General features: G+C 72.3%; 15 protein-coding genes. 3 read left to right on the top strand and 12 right to left on the bottom strand.

Features of this window, described 5'->3' with window-relative positions:
• Window positions 1-97: 97 nt before the first annotated feature.
• The 3 genes from ACTWP8_RS06595 to rimP form a co-directional block, all read right to left on the bottom strand.
• Entirely contained in the window at window positions 98-388 is a 291-nt protein-coding gene (locus ACTWP8_RS06595; RefSeq protein WP_443321179.1) for a YlxR family protein, read from the bottom strand.
• Between the two features lie 133 nt (window positions 389-521).
• On the bottom strand, window positions 522-1,523 hold the full coding sequence (gene nusA, locus ACTWP8_RS06590; protein WP_443321178.1) for a transcription termination factor NusA: 1,002 nt from the start codon (window positions 1,521-1,523) through the stop codon (window positions 522-524).
• Window positions 1,524-1,525: 2 nt separating this feature from the next.
• The gene (gene rimP / locus ACTWP8_RS06585) at window positions 1,526-2,053 is read right to left on the bottom strand and encodes a ribosome maturation factor RimP (protein ID WP_443321177.1); all 528 of its coding nucleotides are present in this window, start codon (window positions 2,051-2,053) and stop codon (window positions 1,526-1,528) included.
• A gap of 342 nt (window positions 2,054-2,395) precedes the next feature.
• On the opposite strand from rimP, the gene ACTWP8_RS06580 reads away from it, so the two are divergent.
• From ACTWP8_RS06580 to ACTWP8_RS06570, 3 genes are all read left to right on the top strand, one after another.
• Window positions 2,396-2,935 (top strand): hypothetical protein, encoded by a 540-nt coding sequence (locus tag ACTWP8_RS06580; protein WP_443321176.1) that lies wholly within the window; start codon window positions 2,396-2,398, stop codon window positions 2,933-2,935.
• A 70-nt stretch (window positions 2,936-3,005) separates the two neighbouring features.
• Window positions 3,006-3,509: a ferritin-like domain-containing protein gene (locus ACTWP8_RS06575; RefSeq protein WP_443321175.1), complete on the top strand. Its 504-nt coding sequence runs from the start codon at window positions 3,006-3,008 to the stop codon at window positions 3,507-3,509.
• 95 nt (window positions 3,510-3,604) lie between these two features.
• Window positions 3,605-4,543 (top strand): aminoglycoside phosphotransferase family protein, encoded by a 939-nt coding sequence (locus ACTWP8_RS06570; protein ID WP_443321174.1) that lies wholly within the window; start codon window positions 3,605-3,607, stop codon window positions 4,541-4,543.
• A gap of 159 nt (window positions 4,544-4,702) precedes the next feature.
• On the opposite strand, the gene ACTWP8_RS06565 is transcribed toward ACTWP8_RS06570, so the two are convergent.
• The 9 genes from ACTWP8_RS06565 to ACTWP8_RS06525 form a co-directional block, all read right to left on the bottom strand.
• On the bottom strand, window positions 4,703-6,400 hold the full coding sequence (locus ACTWP8_RS06565) for a proline--tRNA ligase (protein WP_443321173.1): 1,698 nt from the start codon (window positions 6,398-6,400) through the stop codon (window positions 4,703-4,705).
• Window positions 6,401-6,445: 45 nt separating this feature from the next.
• Window positions 6,446-7,012 (bottom strand): GNAT family N-acetyltransferase, encoded by a 567-nt coding sequence (locus ACTWP8_RS06560; RefSeq protein ID WP_443321172.1) that lies wholly within the window; start codon window positions 7,010-7,012, stop codon window positions 6,446-6,448.
• A gap of 47 nt (window positions 7,013-7,059) precedes the next feature.
• Window positions 7,060-7,905: a GNAT family N-acetyltransferase gene (locus ACTWP8_RS06555; protein ID WP_443321171.1), complete on the bottom strand. Its 846-nt coding sequence runs from the start codon at window positions 7,903-7,905 to the stop codon at window positions 7,060-7,062.
• Window positions 7,906-7,987: 82 nt separating this feature from the next.
• A complete protein-coding gene (gene ispG, locus ACTWP8_RS06550; protein WP_443321170.1) occupies window positions 7,988-9,142 on the bottom strand; it encodes a flavodoxin-dependent (E)-4-hydroxy-3-methylbut-2-enyl-diphosphate synthase in 1,155 nt (384 codons plus the stop codon).
• A 167-nt stretch (window positions 9,143-9,309) separates the two neighbouring features.
• Window positions 9,310-10,611 carry a M50 family metallopeptidase gene (locus tag ACTWP8_RS06545; protein WP_443321169.1) on the bottom strand — a complete coding sequence of 434 codons (1,302 nt, stop codon included), beginning with the start codon at window positions 10,609-10,611 and terminating at the stop codon, window positions 9,310-9,312.
• Window positions 10,608-11,858 (bottom strand): 1-deoxy-D-xylulose-5-phosphate reductoisomerase, encoded by a 1,251-nt coding sequence (gene dxr, locus ACTWP8_RS06540; RefSeq protein WP_443321168.1) that lies wholly within the window; start codon window positions 11,856-11,858, stop codon window positions 10,608-10,610. The genes ACTWP8_RS06545 and dxr overlap by 4 nt, the downstream gene beginning before the upstream one ends.
• 109 nt (window positions 11,859-11,967) lie before the next feature.
• Window positions 11,968-13,905, bottom strand: a complete 1,938-nt coding sequence (locus ACTWP8_RS06535) for an acyl-CoA dehydrogenase family protein (RefSeq protein ID WP_443321167.1) — start codon at window positions 13,903-13,905, stop codon at window positions 11,968-11,970.
• Between the two features lie 230 nt (window positions 13,906-14,135).
• The gene (locus ACTWP8_RS06530) at window positions 14,136-15,581 is read right to left on the bottom strand and encodes an aldehyde dehydrogenase family protein (RefSeq protein WP_443321166.1); all 1,446 of its coding nucleotides are present in this window, start codon (window positions 15,579-15,581) and stop codon (window positions 14,136-14,138) included.
• Between the two features lie 280 nt (window positions 15,582-15,861).
• A complete protein-coding gene (locus ACTWP8_RS06525) occupies window positions 15,862-17,487 on the bottom strand; it encodes a PucR family transcriptional regulator (RefSeq protein WP_443321165.1) in 1,626 nt (541 codons plus the stop codon).
• Between the last annotated feature and the right edge of the window lies 1 nt (window position 17,488).

Below are 17,488 nucleotides of genomic sequence, written 5' to 3'. Positions count from 1 at the left end.
GGGCGTACTCATCGCGTACTCATCGAGTGCTCATCGCAATCTCGACCTACTTCCGACTCGCGAGGTACCTGACCGCACGGTTTCCCGTGCCGTGCTCTTACGGTGTTGCCTGCTCTGTTGCCTGCTCGACGTACTGGCGCAAGGCCGTGGTGTCGAGCGGTCCCCGGCCTCGGAAGGCCCGGGAGAACGCCCGGCGGCGGACCGCCATGTCAAGACAGACCGGGGCGAGGTGCACATAAGCACCCCGGCCAGGGAGCGTACCGCGAGGATCGGGGACACAGGCGTCCTCGATCACCGCAATCCGCAGCAGATCGTCCTTGGCCGCTCGCTCCCGGCATCCCACACACGTTCGCTCTGGGCATGCGCGGGCATGCGTCCGGCCAGACACGCCTAAGTCTACCTCCCCGTACCGACCTCACCCTGCTGGGGTAATGCCCGTACGGCTACTCGTTATTTCCGTTCGGGCCGCCGTTTTCCGGCAGCCCCCTGCTTCGCCGCGGGGCCTGCCGGGCCCGCGGCGGCTACTCGGCGGTCTGGCCGACGGGCTGCTGCTCGGTGTCCGGGCGGATGTCGATCCGCCAGCCGGTGAGGCGTGCGGCCAGCCGGGCGTTCTGCCCTTCCTTCCCGATCGCCAGCGACAGCTGGTAGTCGGGGACGGTGACGCGGGCCGAGCGGGCCGCGAGGTCGACGACCTCGACCTTGCTCACCCGGGCGGGTGACAGCGCGTGCGCGACCAGCTCCGCCGGGTCGTCCGACCAGTCGACGATGTCGATCTTCTCGCCGCCCAGTTCGGCCATGACAGCGCGCACCCGGCCGCCCATCGGGCCGATACAGGCGCCCTTGGCGTTGAGGCCCGAGCGGGTGGACCGTACGGCGATCTTGGTGCGGTGGCCGGCCTCGCGCGCGATGGCCGCGATCTCCACCGAGCCGTCCGCGATCTCCGGAACCTCCATGGCGAAGAGCTTCTTCACAAGGTTGGGGTGGGTCCGGGAGAGGGTGACGGAGGGGCCGCGGACGCCCTTGACCACGCGCACCACGTACGAGCGCAGCCGCGTGCCGTGCGCGTAGTCCTCGCCCGGGACCTGCTCCTGCACCGGCAGGATCGCCTCGAGCCTGCCGATGTCGACGAGGACGTTCTTGGGATCCTTGCCCTGCTGGACGACGCCCGCGACGACATCGCCCTCGCGGCCCGCGTACTCGCCGAAGGTGATCTCCTCCTCCGCGTCCCGCAGCCGCTGCAGGATGACCTGCTTGGCGGTGGTCGCGGCGATCCGGCCGAAGCCGGACGGGGTGTCGTCGAACTCGCGGGGCTCCTCGCCCTCCTCGAGGTCGGCCGGGTCCTCCTGCGCCCACACGGTCACATGGCCGGTGTTGCGGTCCAGCTCCACGCGCGCGTGGCGACGGCTTCCCTCGGTGCGGTGGTACGCGATGAGGAGGGCCGCCTCGATCGCCTCGACCAGCAGATCGAAGGAGATCTCCTTCTCCCGTACCAAACCCCGCAGGGCACTCATGTCGATGTCCACGGCTACGCCTCCTCCTGGCTCTCGTCGTCAGCGGCCGCGGCACTCTTCTCGGCGGCCTTGCGGTTGAACTCGATCTCCACCCGGGCCTTGGCGATCTCGCCGAAGGCGAGCCGGCGGGTGGTGGGCTTGCGGCCCTTGACGCCCGGCACCTCGAGGTCGAGGCCCTCCTCGTCGACGGCGGTGATCCGGGCGACCAGCTCCCCGCCCGCGGCGAGCCGGGCCTTGATGAGCCGGCCGGTGGCGCGGCGGTAGTGGCGCAATTCGGTGAGCGGCCGGTCGGCGCCCGGGGAGGTGACCTCGAGGACGTACGGAGCTCCGCCCATCGCGTCGGACTCGTCCAGCTTCTCGGAGACCGCCCGGCTCAACTCGGCGCAGGCGTCCAGCTGGACACCCTCGTCGGAGTCCACCACGATCCTGAGTACGCGTCGCTTCCCTGCCGGTGTCACCTCGATCTCTTCCAGATCCAGGTCTCGCGCGGCGACGAGCGGTTCGAGCAGTCCGCGCAGCCTCTCGCTCTGGGTGGTGCTCATCCGGGTGACTCCTCGGCCGCGTGTGCTGTTGTGGGAAGGCGCGTGTCAGGTCAAAGGGTATCCGGTCACGGGCGGTGGTGCTGTCCGCGTTTCGCGGGCGTGGCAGGCGTGGAAGGGGCAGGGCCGAGCCGGTCGCAGGTCCTCGCGGTACGCGCGGGTACTCTCGGCTCCAGCCGATCAAGGGCGTCCGTCCCGGCCCGGCCTCTCCCCGATCACCGGCCTCTTGCGCCCTCGCTCCACAACAGGATGTGAACCGTGCCGCTCCCCACACCGTCACGGCCCCCGTCCGGGCCCGTCTCCCGGCCTGCGCCCGGGCCGGACGCCGCGCCGGTTTCAGAGCCCGTGTCCGAGCCGGTGTCCGAGCCGGTGCCCGCCCCGGTGTCCGGACCGCGCAGGAGGAGTCTGCTCGCCGGGGCGCTCGGCTCCTGCGGCGCCGCCGCCGTGCTCTCCGGCTGCTCGGACGACGGTTCCGCGGCCGAGCGGGCCGAGCGGAGCACCGCGGCCCGCAGGCTGCGCGAGCGGAGCGCGCGCGATTCGCGGGCCCTGCTGGCGCGGTACGACGCGACGGCCGAGGCCCACCCGGCGCTCGCGGGCCTGCTGGCGCCGCTGCGCTCCGAGGTCGCCGAGCACGCGGACGCGCTCTCCCCGCCCCGGGCCTCCGGCGCGTCACCCTCGGCCTCCCGGAGCCGCCCGCCGGAGCGGCCGCCGCAGATCCCGGACGACGAGGGCCAGGCCCTCGCCGCGCTGGCCGACGCCGAGCGCCGCACGGCCGACGCCCGCGCCGCCGCCCTGCTCGACGCTGCCCCGGAGCTGGCCCGCCTGCTCGCCTCGGTCGCTGCGGCCGGTGCGGCCCACGTGTACCTCCTCACGGAGGGCGGCTGATGCGACCACGCCTAAGACCGGGATCCGCCCGGGCCGTACGCACCCCAGCTCGTGGCTCAGGAGAGACGAGATGACCACCCACACCCCCAGCGCCCGCCCCGCCTCCCAGGAGGGCGCCCTCGCCGCCACGCAGGCCGCGCTGGGGGCGGAGCATGCCGCGGTGTACGGGTACGGCGTGGCCGGCGCGCGGATAGGAGAGAGCAGGCGGGCCGACGCCCGCGAGGCGTACGACGCGCACCGGGCGCGCCGGGACGCCCTGGGCCGCACCGTCCGCGACATGGGCGGCACGCCCGAGGCCTCGGCCGCGGCCTATGCCCTGCCCTTCCCGGTCCCCGACGAGGCCGCCGCCGTCCGGCTCGCCGCCGAGCTCGAGGACCGGGTGGCCGGGGTGTACGGCGACCTGGTGCGCGCCTCGGAGGGCTCGCTGCGCCGCGAGGCCGCGGCCGCGCTGCGGGAGGCGGCGGTGCGGGCGGTGCGCTGGAGAGGCGGCAGCGTAGCCTTCCCTGGGCTTGCCGAACGACGGGCCGAGGCCGGGCCCTCCGAGTCGGCGAGCAGCACGGCGGACGCGCTCTGACGGCTGTCACCGGAACGGGGCGGACTGCGTATGGACCGCTCGTGGTCCGCAGATGCCCGCACGCAGCGATGGAGATGGAAAGGGACAGCTCAGGGATGGCTTCAGCAGCACGGCCCGACGCCGGCACTCCCCTCGAGCCGCCGCAGCGCCTCGTGCGCGCGCTGGCCGAGGAGTACGGGGACGCCGGGAAGGAGTGGCTGCAGGAGCTGCCGGAGCTGGTCCAGGAGGCCCTGGTCCGCTGGGACCTGACCGTTGAGCGCGTACAGGCGCCCGGCGGCCGCAGCAGCCTGGTCGTCCTCGTGCGGCGGGCGGACGGCAGTCCGGCGGCGCTCAAGCTCCTCGCCCCCGGCGCGCGCTCCCGGCCCGAGCACGCGGCGCTGGCGCACTGGGACGGCTGGGGCGCCGTACGGCTGCTGGACGCCGATCCGGAGGCGGGGGCTCTGCTGCTCGAGCGGCTGCACGGCGAGGTCTCGCTGAGCTCGCTGCCCGAGGCGAAGGCGCAGCTCGAGGCGGCGGGCACGGTGCGCAAGCTGTGGGTCCCGCCCGGCGAGCACCATCCCTTCGAGTCGGTGGCCGACAGGACCGCGCGCGTGGCGCAGGTGCTGCGCGCGGCTCTCGAGGACCCGGCGGTGGAGGGCGCCGCGCCGCTGGTGGAGGACGCCCTGGCCATACGCGACGCGCTGGCGGCCGCACCCCCGGAAGTCCTGCTCCTGCACGGCCGCTTCCGGCAGGGCAAGGTGCTGGCGGCGGAGCGGGCACCCTGGCTGGCGGTCGGGCCGCAGCCGGTGGTCGGAGAGCGCGCGTACGACCTGGCGCGGCTCGTCCGAGACCGCCTGGAGGACCTGGTGGCCTCGCCGGGCGGGGCGTCCGCGGCGCGCCGGCGGGTCGCGAAGCTGGCGGACTCCCTGGACGTGGACCGCGAGCGGCTGCGCGGCTGGACGGTGTTCCGCGCGGTCGAGTCGGGCGTACGCGCGCTGACCGCTGGCCGCCCCCAAGATGGCGAACTTCTCCTGGAGTTCGCGGCCTGGCTGTGATCCACGGCGTGCCCGGCGACGGCGCGCAGCTGGCCGCCGAGGGTTGCCGTCTCGTACGCGACCGCGGGCCGGTGGCCGGTTGTGCCCACCCTCCCCCAGAGCTTCGCCTGGGAGGTGCCCCAGCCCCGCGGAACGCATGCCGACAACCGGGTGGCGCGCCTACGCCTTCGCCAGGCGCGCCAAGGCCTCGTCGACCGGGAGTTCCTCCCGCTCCCCCGTGTGACGGTCCTTCAGTTCGACGACGCCCTCGCCCGCCCGCCGCCCGACGACCAGAATCGCCGGGACGCCGATCAGCTCCGCGTCCGTGAACTTCACGCCCGGCGAGACGCCCGCCCGGTCGTCGACGAGCACCCGCACGCCCGCGGAGTGCAGCTTCTCGGCCACCTCCAGGGCGATTTCGGTCTGCTGCGCCTTGCCGGCCGCGACCACGTGCACATCCGCCGGCGCGATCTCGCGCGGCCAGCACAGCCCCTGCCCGTCGGCGGTCTGCTCGGCCAGCGCGGCCACGGCCCGGGAGACGCCGATGCCGTACGAGCCCATGGTCACCCGTACCGGCTTGCCCTCCCGGCCCAGCACGTCGAGCTCGAAGGCGTCCGCGTACTTCCGGCCCAGCTGGAAGATGTGGCCGATCTCGATGGCCCGGCCGATCTCCAGCCCCGTACCGCAGCGCGGGCAGGGGTCGCCCGGCTCGACGACGACCACGTCCAGGTACTGGTCGACCTCGAAGTCCCGCCCGCACACCACGTTCCTGGCGTGCTTGCCGTCCTTGTTGGCACCGGTGATCCACGCGGTGCCGGGGGCGACGCGAGGGTCGGCGATGTACCGGAAGGAGGTCCCGGCCAGCCCCTGCGGGCCGACGTAGCCGCGTACGAGGTCGGGGCGGCCCTCGAAGTCCTCCGCCGTCACCAGCTCCACCACGGCGGGCGCGAGGTGTTCGCCGAGCTTGCCGAGATCGACCTCGCGGTCCCCCGGCACGCCGACGGCCGTGATCTTCCCGTCGACCTTGACCAGGAGGTTCTTGAGGGTCGCGGAGCGCTCGACGCCCAGGTACTCGGCGAGGGTCTCGATGGTCGGGGTGTCCGGGGTGTCAAGCTCCTCGACCGGCGGGTGCTCGACCTGCTCGACCTCCGGGACGGGGACGGTGACCGCCTCCGTGTTGGCCGCGTAGTCGCAGGCCGGGCAGTCGACGAAGGTGTCCTCGCCGGCGGCGGCAGGGGCGAGGAACTCCTCGGACGCCGAGCCGCCCATGGCCCCGGAGACGGCCGAGACGATGCGGTAGTCCAGGCCGATCCGCTGGAAGATCTTCGTGTACGCCTCCCGGTGCAGCTGGTAGGAGGCGTCGAGGCCCTCATCGTCGGTGTCGAAGGAGTACGAGTCCTTCATCAGGAACTCGCGGCCGCGCAGCACGCCGGAGCGGGGCCGCGCCTCGTCCCGGTACTTGGTCTGGATCTGGTAGAGGATCACCGGCATGTCCTTGTAGGACGTGCACTGGTCCTTGACGACCAGGGTGAAGATCTCCTCGTGGGTGGGGCCGAGGAGGTAGTCGGCGCCCTTGCGGTCCTTGAGCCGGAACAGCAGGTCGCCGTACTCCTCCCAGCGCCCGGAGGCCTCATAGGGCTCCTTCGGCAGCAGCGCGGGCAGCAGCACCTCCTGGCCGCCGATGGCGTCCATCTCCTCGCGGACCACGCGGGCGACGTTCTCCAGGACCTTCTTGCCGAGCGGCAGCCAGGTCCAGATCCCCGCGGAAGAACGGCGGACGTACCCGGCGCGGACCAGCAGCTTGTGGCTGGCGGTCTCGGCATCGGCCGGGGCGTCGCGCAGTGTCTTGAGCATCATCCGGGACATGCGCTGGACCATGACGTTGTCTCCTGCGTCTTGCGTTGCGAAAGCGATGCCAGGAGGCTATCCAACCGAGCGGCGGCGGGCTGCGGCGAGCCCTCTGCGCAGCGGCAGATACGCGCCCATCACCGCGTACGGGCTGGGGGCGCTGGGGAAGACGACCCGGCGGGCGAGGTCGTGGTAGCCCAGGGCGCGGTAGAGCATACGGGCCGGGCTCTCGGTGTCGATCGCGGACAGGATGCTGCGGGGCTCCGCGGCGCTGTCCGTGATCGTGGTGATCAGCGCGCGCCCGATCCCCCGCTTCTGGAACGCGGGATGGACATGCAGCTCGGTGATGACGAAGGAGTCGTCGAGCCAGTCTTCCTGTCCCGCGGCCCTGAGGTACGGCTCGACCACGGTCGACCACCAGTGGCCGCGGTCGTTGGGCATCCCGTAGACGAAGCCGACGAGGCGGCCGTCGGGTGCGGTGGCGCCGAGCGCGCGGGCGCCGGGGCTGGTGAGGTGCCGCAGCACGATGTGACGCCGTACGCCGATCTCGTCGTGGCTGAGCCCGAACGCGAGCGCCTGAACGGCCAGTGCCTCGTCCACCCGTGCGGCAAGGTCGAGCGGCCCGACCACGACGTCATCCATGTCGCGACCCTACCCGTGGGGGGACCGCACGTGGACCGCCGAGGAGTTCAGAACAGGACGCTCATGAAGGCGCCGACCTCGTGGAAGCCGACGCGGCGGTACGCGGCGCGGGCAGGGGTGTTGTAGTCGTTGACGTAGAGGCTGGCGACGGGGGCGATCTCGCTCAGCGCGTACCGCAGAACGGCCGCCATTCCGGTCTCGGAGAGCCCGCGGCCGCGGAACTCGGGGTCGACCCAGACGCCCTGGATCTGGCACGCCTTCGGGGTCGCCGCGCCGATCTCCGCCTTGAAGATCACCCTGCCGTTCTCGATGCGGGCGAAGGAGCGGCCGGTGCCGACGAGTTCCGCGACCCGCGCCTGGTAGAGCAGCCCGCCGTCGCCCGCGAGCGGCGAGACGCCGACCTCCTCGGTGAACATCGCGATGCAGGCCGGCATGACGGTGTCTATCTCGTCCTTGCGGATGCGGCGGACGAGCGGGTCGGGCGGGATGTCGGCGGGGAGGGAGGTGGTGACCATGAGCGGCTGGTGGGAGCGGACCTCGCGGGCCGGGCCCCAGCTCGGTTCGAGCAGCGACCACAGCCGGGCCACGGGCTCGGCCGGGCCGACGATGGAGGAGCAGCGGCGGCCGGCGCGGCGGGCTCGGTCGGCGAAGCCGCGTACGGCCTCGGGGCCCGCGCAGATGGGGACGAGGTTGGCGCCGGCGTAACAGAGCGCCTCGAGCCTGCCGGCCGCGTACCAGCCCCACATCTCGCCGCCGAGACGCCACGGGTCGAGACCGGCGACCTGGACGCGGGCAGCGACGAAGGCGTTCGCGACCGGGTCGCGGTCGAGGACCGCGAGGGCGGCGTCGAGCTCTCGGGGTTCGAGAACCCTCGTCGTGGTCGTGGTCAACACCTGTCGGAATGCCTCACCGTGCGGTCTGCTGGTTTCCGCACTTTACCCGCTGGGTGCTGGTGAACGGCGCCCTCAGCAGGGGTCAGCTCACGGAGACCTGGGGCTCGCCGGACACGGCGCCGTCCTTCTCCATCTGCTCGGCGATCTTCATGGCTTCCTCGATCAGGGTCTCCACGATCTTCGACTCGGGAACGGTCTTGATGACCTCGCCCTTGACGAAGATCTGGCCCTTGCCATTGCCGGAGGCGACGCCGAGGTCGGCCTCGCGCGCCTCGCCCGGCCCGTTGACGACACAGCCCATGACCGCCACGCGGAGCGGCACCTCCATGCCGTCCAGGCCCGCCGTCACCTCGTCGGCCAGCTTGTAGACATCGACCTGGGCGCGGCCGCAGGACGGGCAGGAGACGATCTCCAGGCGGCGCTGCCGGAGGCCCAGGGACTCGAGAATCTGGATGCCGACCTTGACCTCCTCCGCCGGCGGGGCGGAGAGCGAGACCCGGATCGTGTCCCCGATGCCCTCGCTGAGCAGCGCGCCGAAGGCGACGGCCGACTTGATGGTGCCCTGGAACGCCGGGCCCGCCTCCGTGACGCCCAGGTGCAGAGGGTAGTCGCACTGCGCGGCCAGCTGCCGGTAGGCGTTGACCATCACCACCGGGTCGTTGTGCTTCACCGAGATCTTGATGTCCCGGAAGCCGTGCTCCTCGAACAGCGAGCACTCCCAGAGCGCGGATTCGACCAGCGCCTCCGGGGTGGCCTTGCCGTACTTCTGCAGCAGCCGCTTGTCCAGCGAGCCCGCGTTCACGCCGATCCGGATGGGAACCCCGGCGTCGGACGCGGCCTTGGCGATCTCCTTGACCTTGTCGTCGAACTGCCGGATGTTCCCGGGGTTCACCCGCACCGCCGCGCACCCGGCGTCGATGGCCGCGAAGACGTACTTCGGCTGGAAGTGAATGTCCGCGATCACCGGGATCTGCGACTTCTTCGCGATCACCGGCAGCGCGTCCGCGTCGTCCTGCGACGGGCAGGCCACCCGTACGATCTGGCAGCCCGACGCCGTCAGCTCCGCGATCTGCTGCAGGGTCGACCCGATGTCCGCCGTCACCGTCGTCGTCATCGACTGCACCGACACCGGAGCGTCCCCGCCGACCGCGACCGACCCGACCTGGATCTTGCGGCTGACCCGCCGGTCGGCGAGCTGGGCCGGAACCGACGGCATTCCGAGCGAAATCGCAGTCATGATTGCTAGCAACCCCAGAAGGTGTGGATCAATGCGGTCCCCGAGAGGCGGACTCCAGCCTTGAGATTACGGCACCGGCCGCGGCCTCAGCACATCTGCTCGCCAAACTCGCGCAAAGGGCGACAGCCGGGCGAAAGGTTCGCCCGACTGTCGCAAAGCGTTCCCGATCAGGAAATTCTGACGGGGTTGACGAGGTCGGCGACCAGCACCAGCAGCGTGAAGCAGATGAAGATCCCGGCGACCACGTAGGCGACCGGCATCAGCTGGGCGACGTCGAACGGGCCGGGGTCGGGCCGCCGGAAGAGGCGCGCCGCGTGCCGCCGCACCGACTCCCAAAGGGCGCCCGCGATGTGCCCGCCGTCCAGGGGCAGCAGCGGCAGCATGTTGAACAGGAACAGCGACAGGTTGAAGCCCGCGACCAGGAAGAGCATGGTCGCGATCCGCTGCTCCGGCGGTATGTCGAGGTTGAAGACCTCGCCGCCGACCCGGGCCGCGCCGACCACGCCCATCGGTGAGTCCGGCTCGCGCTCCCCGTCGCCGAAGGCCGCGTCCCACAGGGCCGGGACCTTCGAGGGCAGGTCGACCAGCGACTGGACCCCGGACGTGATCATGTCGCCCATGCGGTCCGCGGACTGGCCGAGGTCCTGCTTGACGACGCCCGTCGCCGGGCTGAAGCCGAGGAAGCCCGCCTTCACGTACTCACCCGGGACCGGGCGGCCGCTTCCGTCGTTCTTGGACACCTGGTTCTCGACCAGGTTCGCGTGCAGGGTCTTCGTCGCCCCGTCCCGCTCGACCGTGATCGTGGCGGGGCCGATGGTGTCGCGGATACGGTCCTGGAGGGCGCCCCAGTCCTCGACCTGGCGGCCGTTGAAGGCGACGATACGGTCGCCGGGCTCGAGGCCGGCCGCCTTGGCGGGCGAGGCCGGGTCGCCGTCGGCGCAGGTGTCGCGGTTCTCGCGCTGCGAGATCACGCAGTCCGAGACGGTGCTGACGGTGGTGGTCTGGGTGTTGATGCCGAAGCCCATCAGCACGCCGAGGAAGACCACGACGGCGAGGATCAGGTTCATGAAGGGCCCGGCGAACATCACGATGACGCGCTTCCACGGCTTGCGCGTGTAGAAGAGCCGCTTCTCGTCCCCGGGCTTGAGCTCCTCGAAGGCCGCGGAGCGGGCATCCTCGATCATGCCGCGCCACGGGGAGGTGGAGCGGGCCTTCACCTTGCCGTCGTCCCCGGGCGGGAACATCCCGATCATGCGGATATAGCCGCCCAGCGGGATGGCCTTGACGCCGTACTCGGTCTCGCCCTTGCGCCGCGACCAGATGGTCGGCCCGAAGCCGACCATGTACTGCGGCACGCGGATGCCGAAGAGCTTGGCCGTGGACAGGTGCCCCAGCTCGTGCCAGGCGATCGAGATGAGGAGGCCCACGGCGAAGACGACTATGCCGAGGACCGTCATCAGTGTCGTCATGCGCGAGCCTCCGCTGTCGCCTTCGCTGCCAGTTCGCGGGCGCGGGCGCGCGCCCAGGTCTCCGCTTCGAGGACGTCCGCGAGTGTCAGGCCAGTTCCCCGCGGCGTGCCGTGTTCGGCGACCACGTCGGCGACGGTATCCACAATTCCATTGAACGGCAGGCTTCCTGTGAGAAATGCGTCGACGCACTCCTCGTTGGCGGCGTTGAACACGGCGGGGGCCGTGCCTCCGAGGGCGCCGACGTGCCGTGCGAGGTCCACGGAGGGGAAGGCGTCGGTGTCCAGCGGGAAGAACTCCCAGGTCGACGCCTTCGTCCAGTCGCAGGCGGGCGCCGCGTCCGGCACCCGGTCGGGCCAGCCGAGGCCCAGCGCGATCGGCATCCGCATGTCGGGCGGGCCGGCCTGCAGGAGGGTGGACCCATCGGTGAACTCGACCATGGAGTGGACGTACGACTGCGGGTGGACGACGACCTCGATCCGGTCGAAGGGGACGTCGAAGAGCAGGTGCGCCTCGATGACCTCCAGGCCCTTGTTGACCAGGGTCGCGGAGTTGATCGTGACGACCGGGCCCATGTTCCAGGTCGGGTGGGCGAGGGCCTGCTCGGGGGTGACCTGCGCGAGCTCCGGCTTCGTACGGCCGCGGAACGGGCCTCCGGACGCGGTGACGACCAGCTTGCGGACCTCGGCCCTGCTGCCGCCCATGAGGGCCTGGAAGAGGGCGGAGTGCTCGGAGTCGACGGGCACGATCTGGCCGGGCTTGGCGATCGCCCTGACCAGCGGACCGCCGACGATCAGGGACTCCTTGTTGGCCAGGATCAGGACCCGGCCCGCCTCCAGGGCGGCGAGTGTGGGCGCGAGGCCGATGGAGCCGGTGATGCCGTTCAGGACGGAGTGGCAGTCGGCCGTGGCCAGCTCGGTGGCCGCGTCCGGGCCCGCCAGGATCTCCGGCAGCGGCTCGCCGCCGTACTGCGCGGCCAGCGCCTCGCGCAGCACCGGCACCGCGTCCTCGCGTGAGACGGCGACGGTACGGACCCCCAGCTGCCGGGCCTGCTCGGCCAGCAGCTCCACCCTGCCGCCCGCGGCGGAGAGGCCGATGACGCGGAAGCGGCCGGGATTGCGCAGCACCACGTCGATGGCCTGGGTGCCGATCGAGCCTGTGGAGCCGAGGATCACGATGTCCCGGGGCCCCCCGGTGGCGGCGGTGGCCGCGGCGAAGCGGTCGTGGGGATGGGCGAGAGAGTCCGTCATCCCCCCATTGTGGCCGTAACCCCCGCCTGCGCCGGACGGGCGCCCCCGTCGGGGGCGCCGCGGCGCGGGCGGGAGTGCGCTGGCGGACGGCCGTGCGAAGGCCGGGCGGTCAGCGGATGGGGCGGTGAACGTTGTCCTTCTGGGCCGGGCCCGGGGAGGCGTCGGCGATCCAGGGGCCGTCGCCGCTGGGATCCACGATGCCGTCCTCCAGCCAGGTGTACGCGCCGCCGAGGATGCCTTTGACGACCTTGCGGTCGAGCTCGTCGGTGTTGCTCCACAGCCGCCCGAAGAGCTCGTCCACGCGGACCCGGGACTGCCGGCAGAAAGCGTCGGCCAGCTGGTACGCCTCGTGGCCGTGCTCGCCGGTCGACCGCAGGTGCTCGGCCCGTACGCACGCCGCGCTCATCGCGAAGAGCTCCGCGCCGATGTCGACGATCCGGCCGAGGAAGCCCTGCTTGGTCTCCATCCGGCCCTGCCAGCGGGACATGGCGTAGAAGGTGGAGCGGGCGAGCTTGCGTGAGGAGCGCTCGACGAAGCGCAGGTGGGCGGACAGGTCCGGGTGCCCGGAGCGGTGGAACTCGCCGTATGTACGCGGGAGTTGTCCGGGTCCCGCGACGAGCTTCGGCAGCCAGCGGGCGTAGAAGCCGCCGGCCCTGGCGCCCGCCTTCGCCTTGTCGGAGAAGGACTTCTCGGGGTCGATGAGGTCGCCCGCGACCGAGAGGTGGGCGTCGACGGCCTCGCGGGCGATCAGCAGGTGCATGATCTCGGTCGAGCCCTCGAAGATGCGGTTGATGCGCAGGTCGCGCAGCATCTGCTCGGCGGGCACCGCGCGCTCGCCGCGGGCGGCGAGGGACGCGGCCGTCTCGAAGCCCCGCCCGCCGCGGATCTGCACCAGCTCGTCGGCCATCACGCAGCCCATCTCGGAGCCGTACAGCTTGGCCAGCGCCGCCTCGATACGGATGTCGTTGCGGTCCTCGTCGGCCATCTGGCTGGAGAGGTCCACCACGGCTTCCAGGGCGAAGGTCGTGGCGGCGATGAAGGAGATCTTCGAACCGACGGCCTCGTGGCTGGCGACCGGCTTGCCCCACTGCTCGCGGACGCCGGACCACTCGCGGGCGATCTTCAGGCACCACTTGCCGGCGCCGACGCACATGGCGGGGAGGGACAGGCGGCCGGTGTTGAGCGTGGTGAGGGCGATCTTGAGGCCCGCGCCCTCGGGGCCGATGCGGTTGGCGGCCGGCACCCGGACCTGGTGGAAGCGCGTGACGCCGTTCTCGATGCCGCGCAGGCCCATGAAGGCGTTGCGGTTCTCGACGGTGATGCCCTCGGAGGCCGCCTCGACGACGAAGGCGGTGATCCCGCCCTTGTGCCCGTCCGACTTCGGTACGCGGGCCATGACGACGAGGAGGTCGGCGACCACGCCGTTGGTGGTCCAGAGCTTGACGCCGTCGAGGATGTAGTCGTCCCCGTCGGGTACGGCGGTGGTGGCGAGCCGGGCCGGGTCGGAGCCGACGTCGGGCTCGGTGAGCAGGAAGGCCGTGATGTCCGTGCGGGCGCACCGCGGCAGGAAGGTCTCCTTCTGCTCCTGGGTCCCGAAGAGCTTCAGGGGCTGGGGCACGCCGATGGACTGGTGGGCGGAGAGCAGGGCGCCGATGGCGGGGCTGGCGGAGCCGACCAGGGCCAGGGCCCGGTTGTAGTACACCTGCGTGAGGCCGAGGCCGCCGTACTTCGTGTCGATCTTCATGCCCAGGGCGCCGAGCTCCTTGAGGCCGTTGATGACCTCGTCCGGGATCTGGGCCTCGCGCTCGATACGGGCGCTGTCGATCCTCGTCTCGCAGAAGTCGCGCAGCTTGTCGAGGAACTCCTCGCCGCGCCGTACGCCCTCGGCGTCGGGCATGGGGTGCGGATGGATCAGATCGAGCCGGAACCGGCCCAGGAACAGTTCCTTGGCGAAGCTCGGCTTGCGCCAGTCCTGCTCGCGGGCCGCCTCGGCGACCTGCCGCGCTTCACGCTCGGAGACCGTGGGCCTGGTGGATATTGCGGTCATGGCGGTGCTCACCTCGCCGCGGAGTCGGGGACTCTACCTCTACCGGTCGACTTGCTACCTGTAGGTACTACTCGACCGTATGTACCCAATCCGCGGGCGGTGTACCAGCCCTCTCACAGGACGGATACGAACGGAGTAACGCGATACGGGTCGCGTGTCGTCGCTTTCCGGCCGCCGGGAGCCGGGGTTCTCCTGAGAGGCCCTGAAGGCTCAGCTGAGACTCTGCGGACTCAGAGGTCGATGCCCGTCAGCACCATGACCCGCTCGTATGTGTAGTCGTCCATCGCGAACCGCACGCCCTCGCGGCCCACACCGGACTGCTTGACGCCGCCGTACGGCATCTGGTCCGCGCGGTAGGACGGGACGTCGCCGATGATGACGCCGCCGACCTCGAGCGCGCGGTGGGCGCGGAAGGCGGTCTGCAGGTCGTGCGTGAAAACGCCAGCCTGGAGGCCGTATTTGGAGTCGTTGACCGCCGCGAAGGCCGCGGCCTCGCCGTCCACCTTCTGCAGTGTCAGAACCGGGCCGAAAACCTCCTCACAGGCGATCGTGACGTCGGCCGGGACGTCGGCGAGCACGGTCGGGGCGTACGAGGCGCCGTCCCGCTTGCCGCCGGTGAGCAGCTGCGCGCCCGCCTGCACGGCCTCGTCGACCCAGGACTCGACGCGCTTGGCCGCGTCCTCGCTGACCAGCGGGCCGACGTCGGTCGCGCCGTCCGACGGGTCGCCGGTGACCTGCGCCTCGACGGCTGCGACCACTTTGGGGACGAGACGGTCGTAGACCGAGGCGTCCGCGACGACCCGCTGCACGGAGATGCAGGACTGGCCGCCCTGGTAGTTGGAGAAGGTCGCGATGCGGGTCGCGGCCCAGTCGAGGTCGGCCTCGGAGGAGAAGTCGGGCAGGACGACCGCCGCGCCGTTGCCGCCGAGCTCCAGCGTGCAGTGCTTGCGCGGCACCGACTCCATGATCGCGTAGCCGACCTTGTCGGAGCCGGTGAAGGAGATGACCGGCAGCCGCTCGTCCTGGACGAGGGCGGGCATACGGTCGTTGGGCACCGGAAGGATGCTCCAGGCACCGGCCGGCAAGTCGGTCTCGTCGAGCAGCTCGCCGAGGATCAGGCCGGACAGCGGGGTCGCGGGGGCGGGCTTGAGGATGATCGGCGCGCCGACCGCGATCGCCGGGGCGAGCTTGTGGGCACAGAGGTTGAGCGGGAAGTTGAACGGCGCGATGCCGAGCACGGTGCCGCGCGGGAAGCGGCGGGTGAAGGCGAGCCGCCCGACGCCGCCGGCGTCGGTGTCCAGGCGCTGCGCGTCACCGCCGTTGAAGCGGCGGGCCTCCTCGGCCGCGAAGCGGAAGACGGAGACGGCGCGGCCGAGTTCGCCGCGCGCCCACTTGAGGGGCTTGCCGTTCTCGGCCGAGATGAGCCGGGCGATCTCCTCGGTGCGCTCGACGAGGCGGCGCGAGACGTGGTCGAGGGCGGCGGCCCGTACGTGGGCGGGCGTCGCGGCGAACTCGTCGCGCACGGCGTCCGCGGCGGCCACGGCCTCCTCGACCTGGGCCTCGGTGGGAACGCTGACGGTGCCGACGAGGCTGCCGTCCCAGGGGGAGGTGACGTCGAACGTGTCGTCGCCGGTCGCCTCGCGGCCGGCGAGCCAGAAGGCGTGATGTGTGGTCACAGCGGATCCCGGCCCTTCCGAAGTGGTGGGGTTCGTCTCTGCCACCACGGTAGGGGCGGGGGCGGGGGATTTCGTTTGTCCGGGGTGGAGTGGTGCGGGCTTTCCGCTGGCCGCGGTGGCAATCTTTCCGCCGGTTGTGGACATTCGTTCTGCCGGGGGCACAACCGGCCCGCACCCGGCATGCGGCAGAACCCCGCCGCAACGGCTGCCGTCCGATTGCGGCGGGTTCGGCCGGGCTCCGCCGCGGTGGTTGATCGCCGTTGCGGCGGGAGGTGTTGGTCTAGTCCGTGGCTTTGAGGGCCAGCCAGAGTTCCATGCGGACGTCCGGGTCGTCCAGGGAGCGGCCGAGGATCTCCTCGACGCGGCGCATGCGGTAGCGCAGCGTGTGGCGATGGACGCCGAGGTCCGCGGCGGCCGCATCCCACTGGCCGTGGCGGGAGAGCCAGGCACGCAGGGAGGCGACCAGGTCGCCGCGGCCCGTCGCGTCGTGCTCATGCAGCGCGCGGAGCATCCCGTCCGCGAAGGCCCGTACGGCGTCGTCGGCGAGGAGCGGGAGAACGGATCCGGCGGCGACCTGCTCGTGCTCGACGAGGGCGCGGCCGCGGCGGCGGGCCACGGAGAGGGCCTGTCGCGCCTGGCGGTAGGCGCTCGCGGCGGCGCTCGGGCCCGCCGGGGCGGAGAGGCCGACGACCGGCTCCGCGCCCCCGTTCGAGCCCGCTGCCGACTCGTGCCGCCCGGCCGCCGCACCGCGCCGCTCCTCCAGCGCCTCCGCGTACTCCGTGCAGGCGGCGACCGCTGCCCCGCCGTCGGGGGACAGGACGATCAGGCGGTCGCCGTCGGGTACGGCCAGTACCGACTCGCCGCCGCGGGCCGCGGCCGCTTCCAGGGCGTCGGCGAGCGCGCCGAGCGGGTCGGCCGCCCCGCCCCCCGCCGCGGCCTCGTCCACAGCGGCGCCCGGCGCCGTCTCGGCGACGAGTACGCGGAAGGGTGCGTCCAGCAGCCCGCCGTACAGCCCGCCCGCCACCGCCCGCGCGTGGTCCGGCTCGCCCGCCAGCAGCATCCGCAGCACCGCCGCGCCGAGCCGCTGTTCCGCCTCGTGCAGCGAGCGCGAGCGCTCCGTGGTCAGCGTGAGCAGGGCGATCGCGGAGTGCACGGCGTAGCGCTCGGCGGTGCCCAGCGGGGCGCCGGTGCCGACGGCGAGGACGCCGCGGGCCCGGCGGCCGGTGCCCAGGGACTGCAGCTCGACCCGGTCCTCGCGGTCGTCGGCCGCGCCCACGACCGCGCTCGCCGGGGCGGGCCGTTCGCGCAGCCGGGCCACGTCGGCGGTGAGCCGGGCCGCGCGGCGGGCCGCCCACTCGGGCGCCGCCGCGACCACCGCTCCGGACGCGTCGTAGAGCGCCGCCCACCCGTCGACGTGCGCGGCCAGCCGGTCCAGGAGCGCGGTGGGGCCCTCGGCGCTCAGCGCGGCGCGGGTCAGCTCCCGCTGGGCGTCGAAGCCCGCCGTGACGGCCCGGTACTGGTCGGCGGCTATGGCCGCCGAGACGGCCTTGCTGATCGCGATGAAGGGGGTCCTTCGCGGGACCTCGAGCAGCGGGAAGCCCGCCTCCGCCGCCGCGTCGACCAGCGCCTGCGGGATGTCCTCGTAGTTGACGCCGACGGCGAAGCCGAGCCCGACGACGCCCGCGTCCGCCAGCCTCCGTACGTACCGGCGCATCGCGTCCGCGTCCTCGGCGTCGAGCTTCATGGCGGTGGTGAGCAGCAGTTCGCCGCCCTCCATGTACGGGACGGGGTCGTCGAGTTCGCTGGGGTGCGCCCAGCGGACGGCGGTGTCCAGCCGGTCCTCGCCCGCGCGGACGCCGAGCTTGAGCGCGGAGTGCTGGACGAGGGACGCGAGGGTAGGGGGCATG

This window comes from Streptomyces sp. 7N604, assembly GCF_052245475.1.
Classification (GTDB): domain Bacteria; phylum Actinomycetota; class Actinomycetes; order Streptomycetales; family Streptomycetaceae; genus Streptomyces.
The sequence above is the reverse complement of the archived record's forward strand: the minus strand, read 5'-3'. Positions and strand labels throughout refer to the sequence as shown.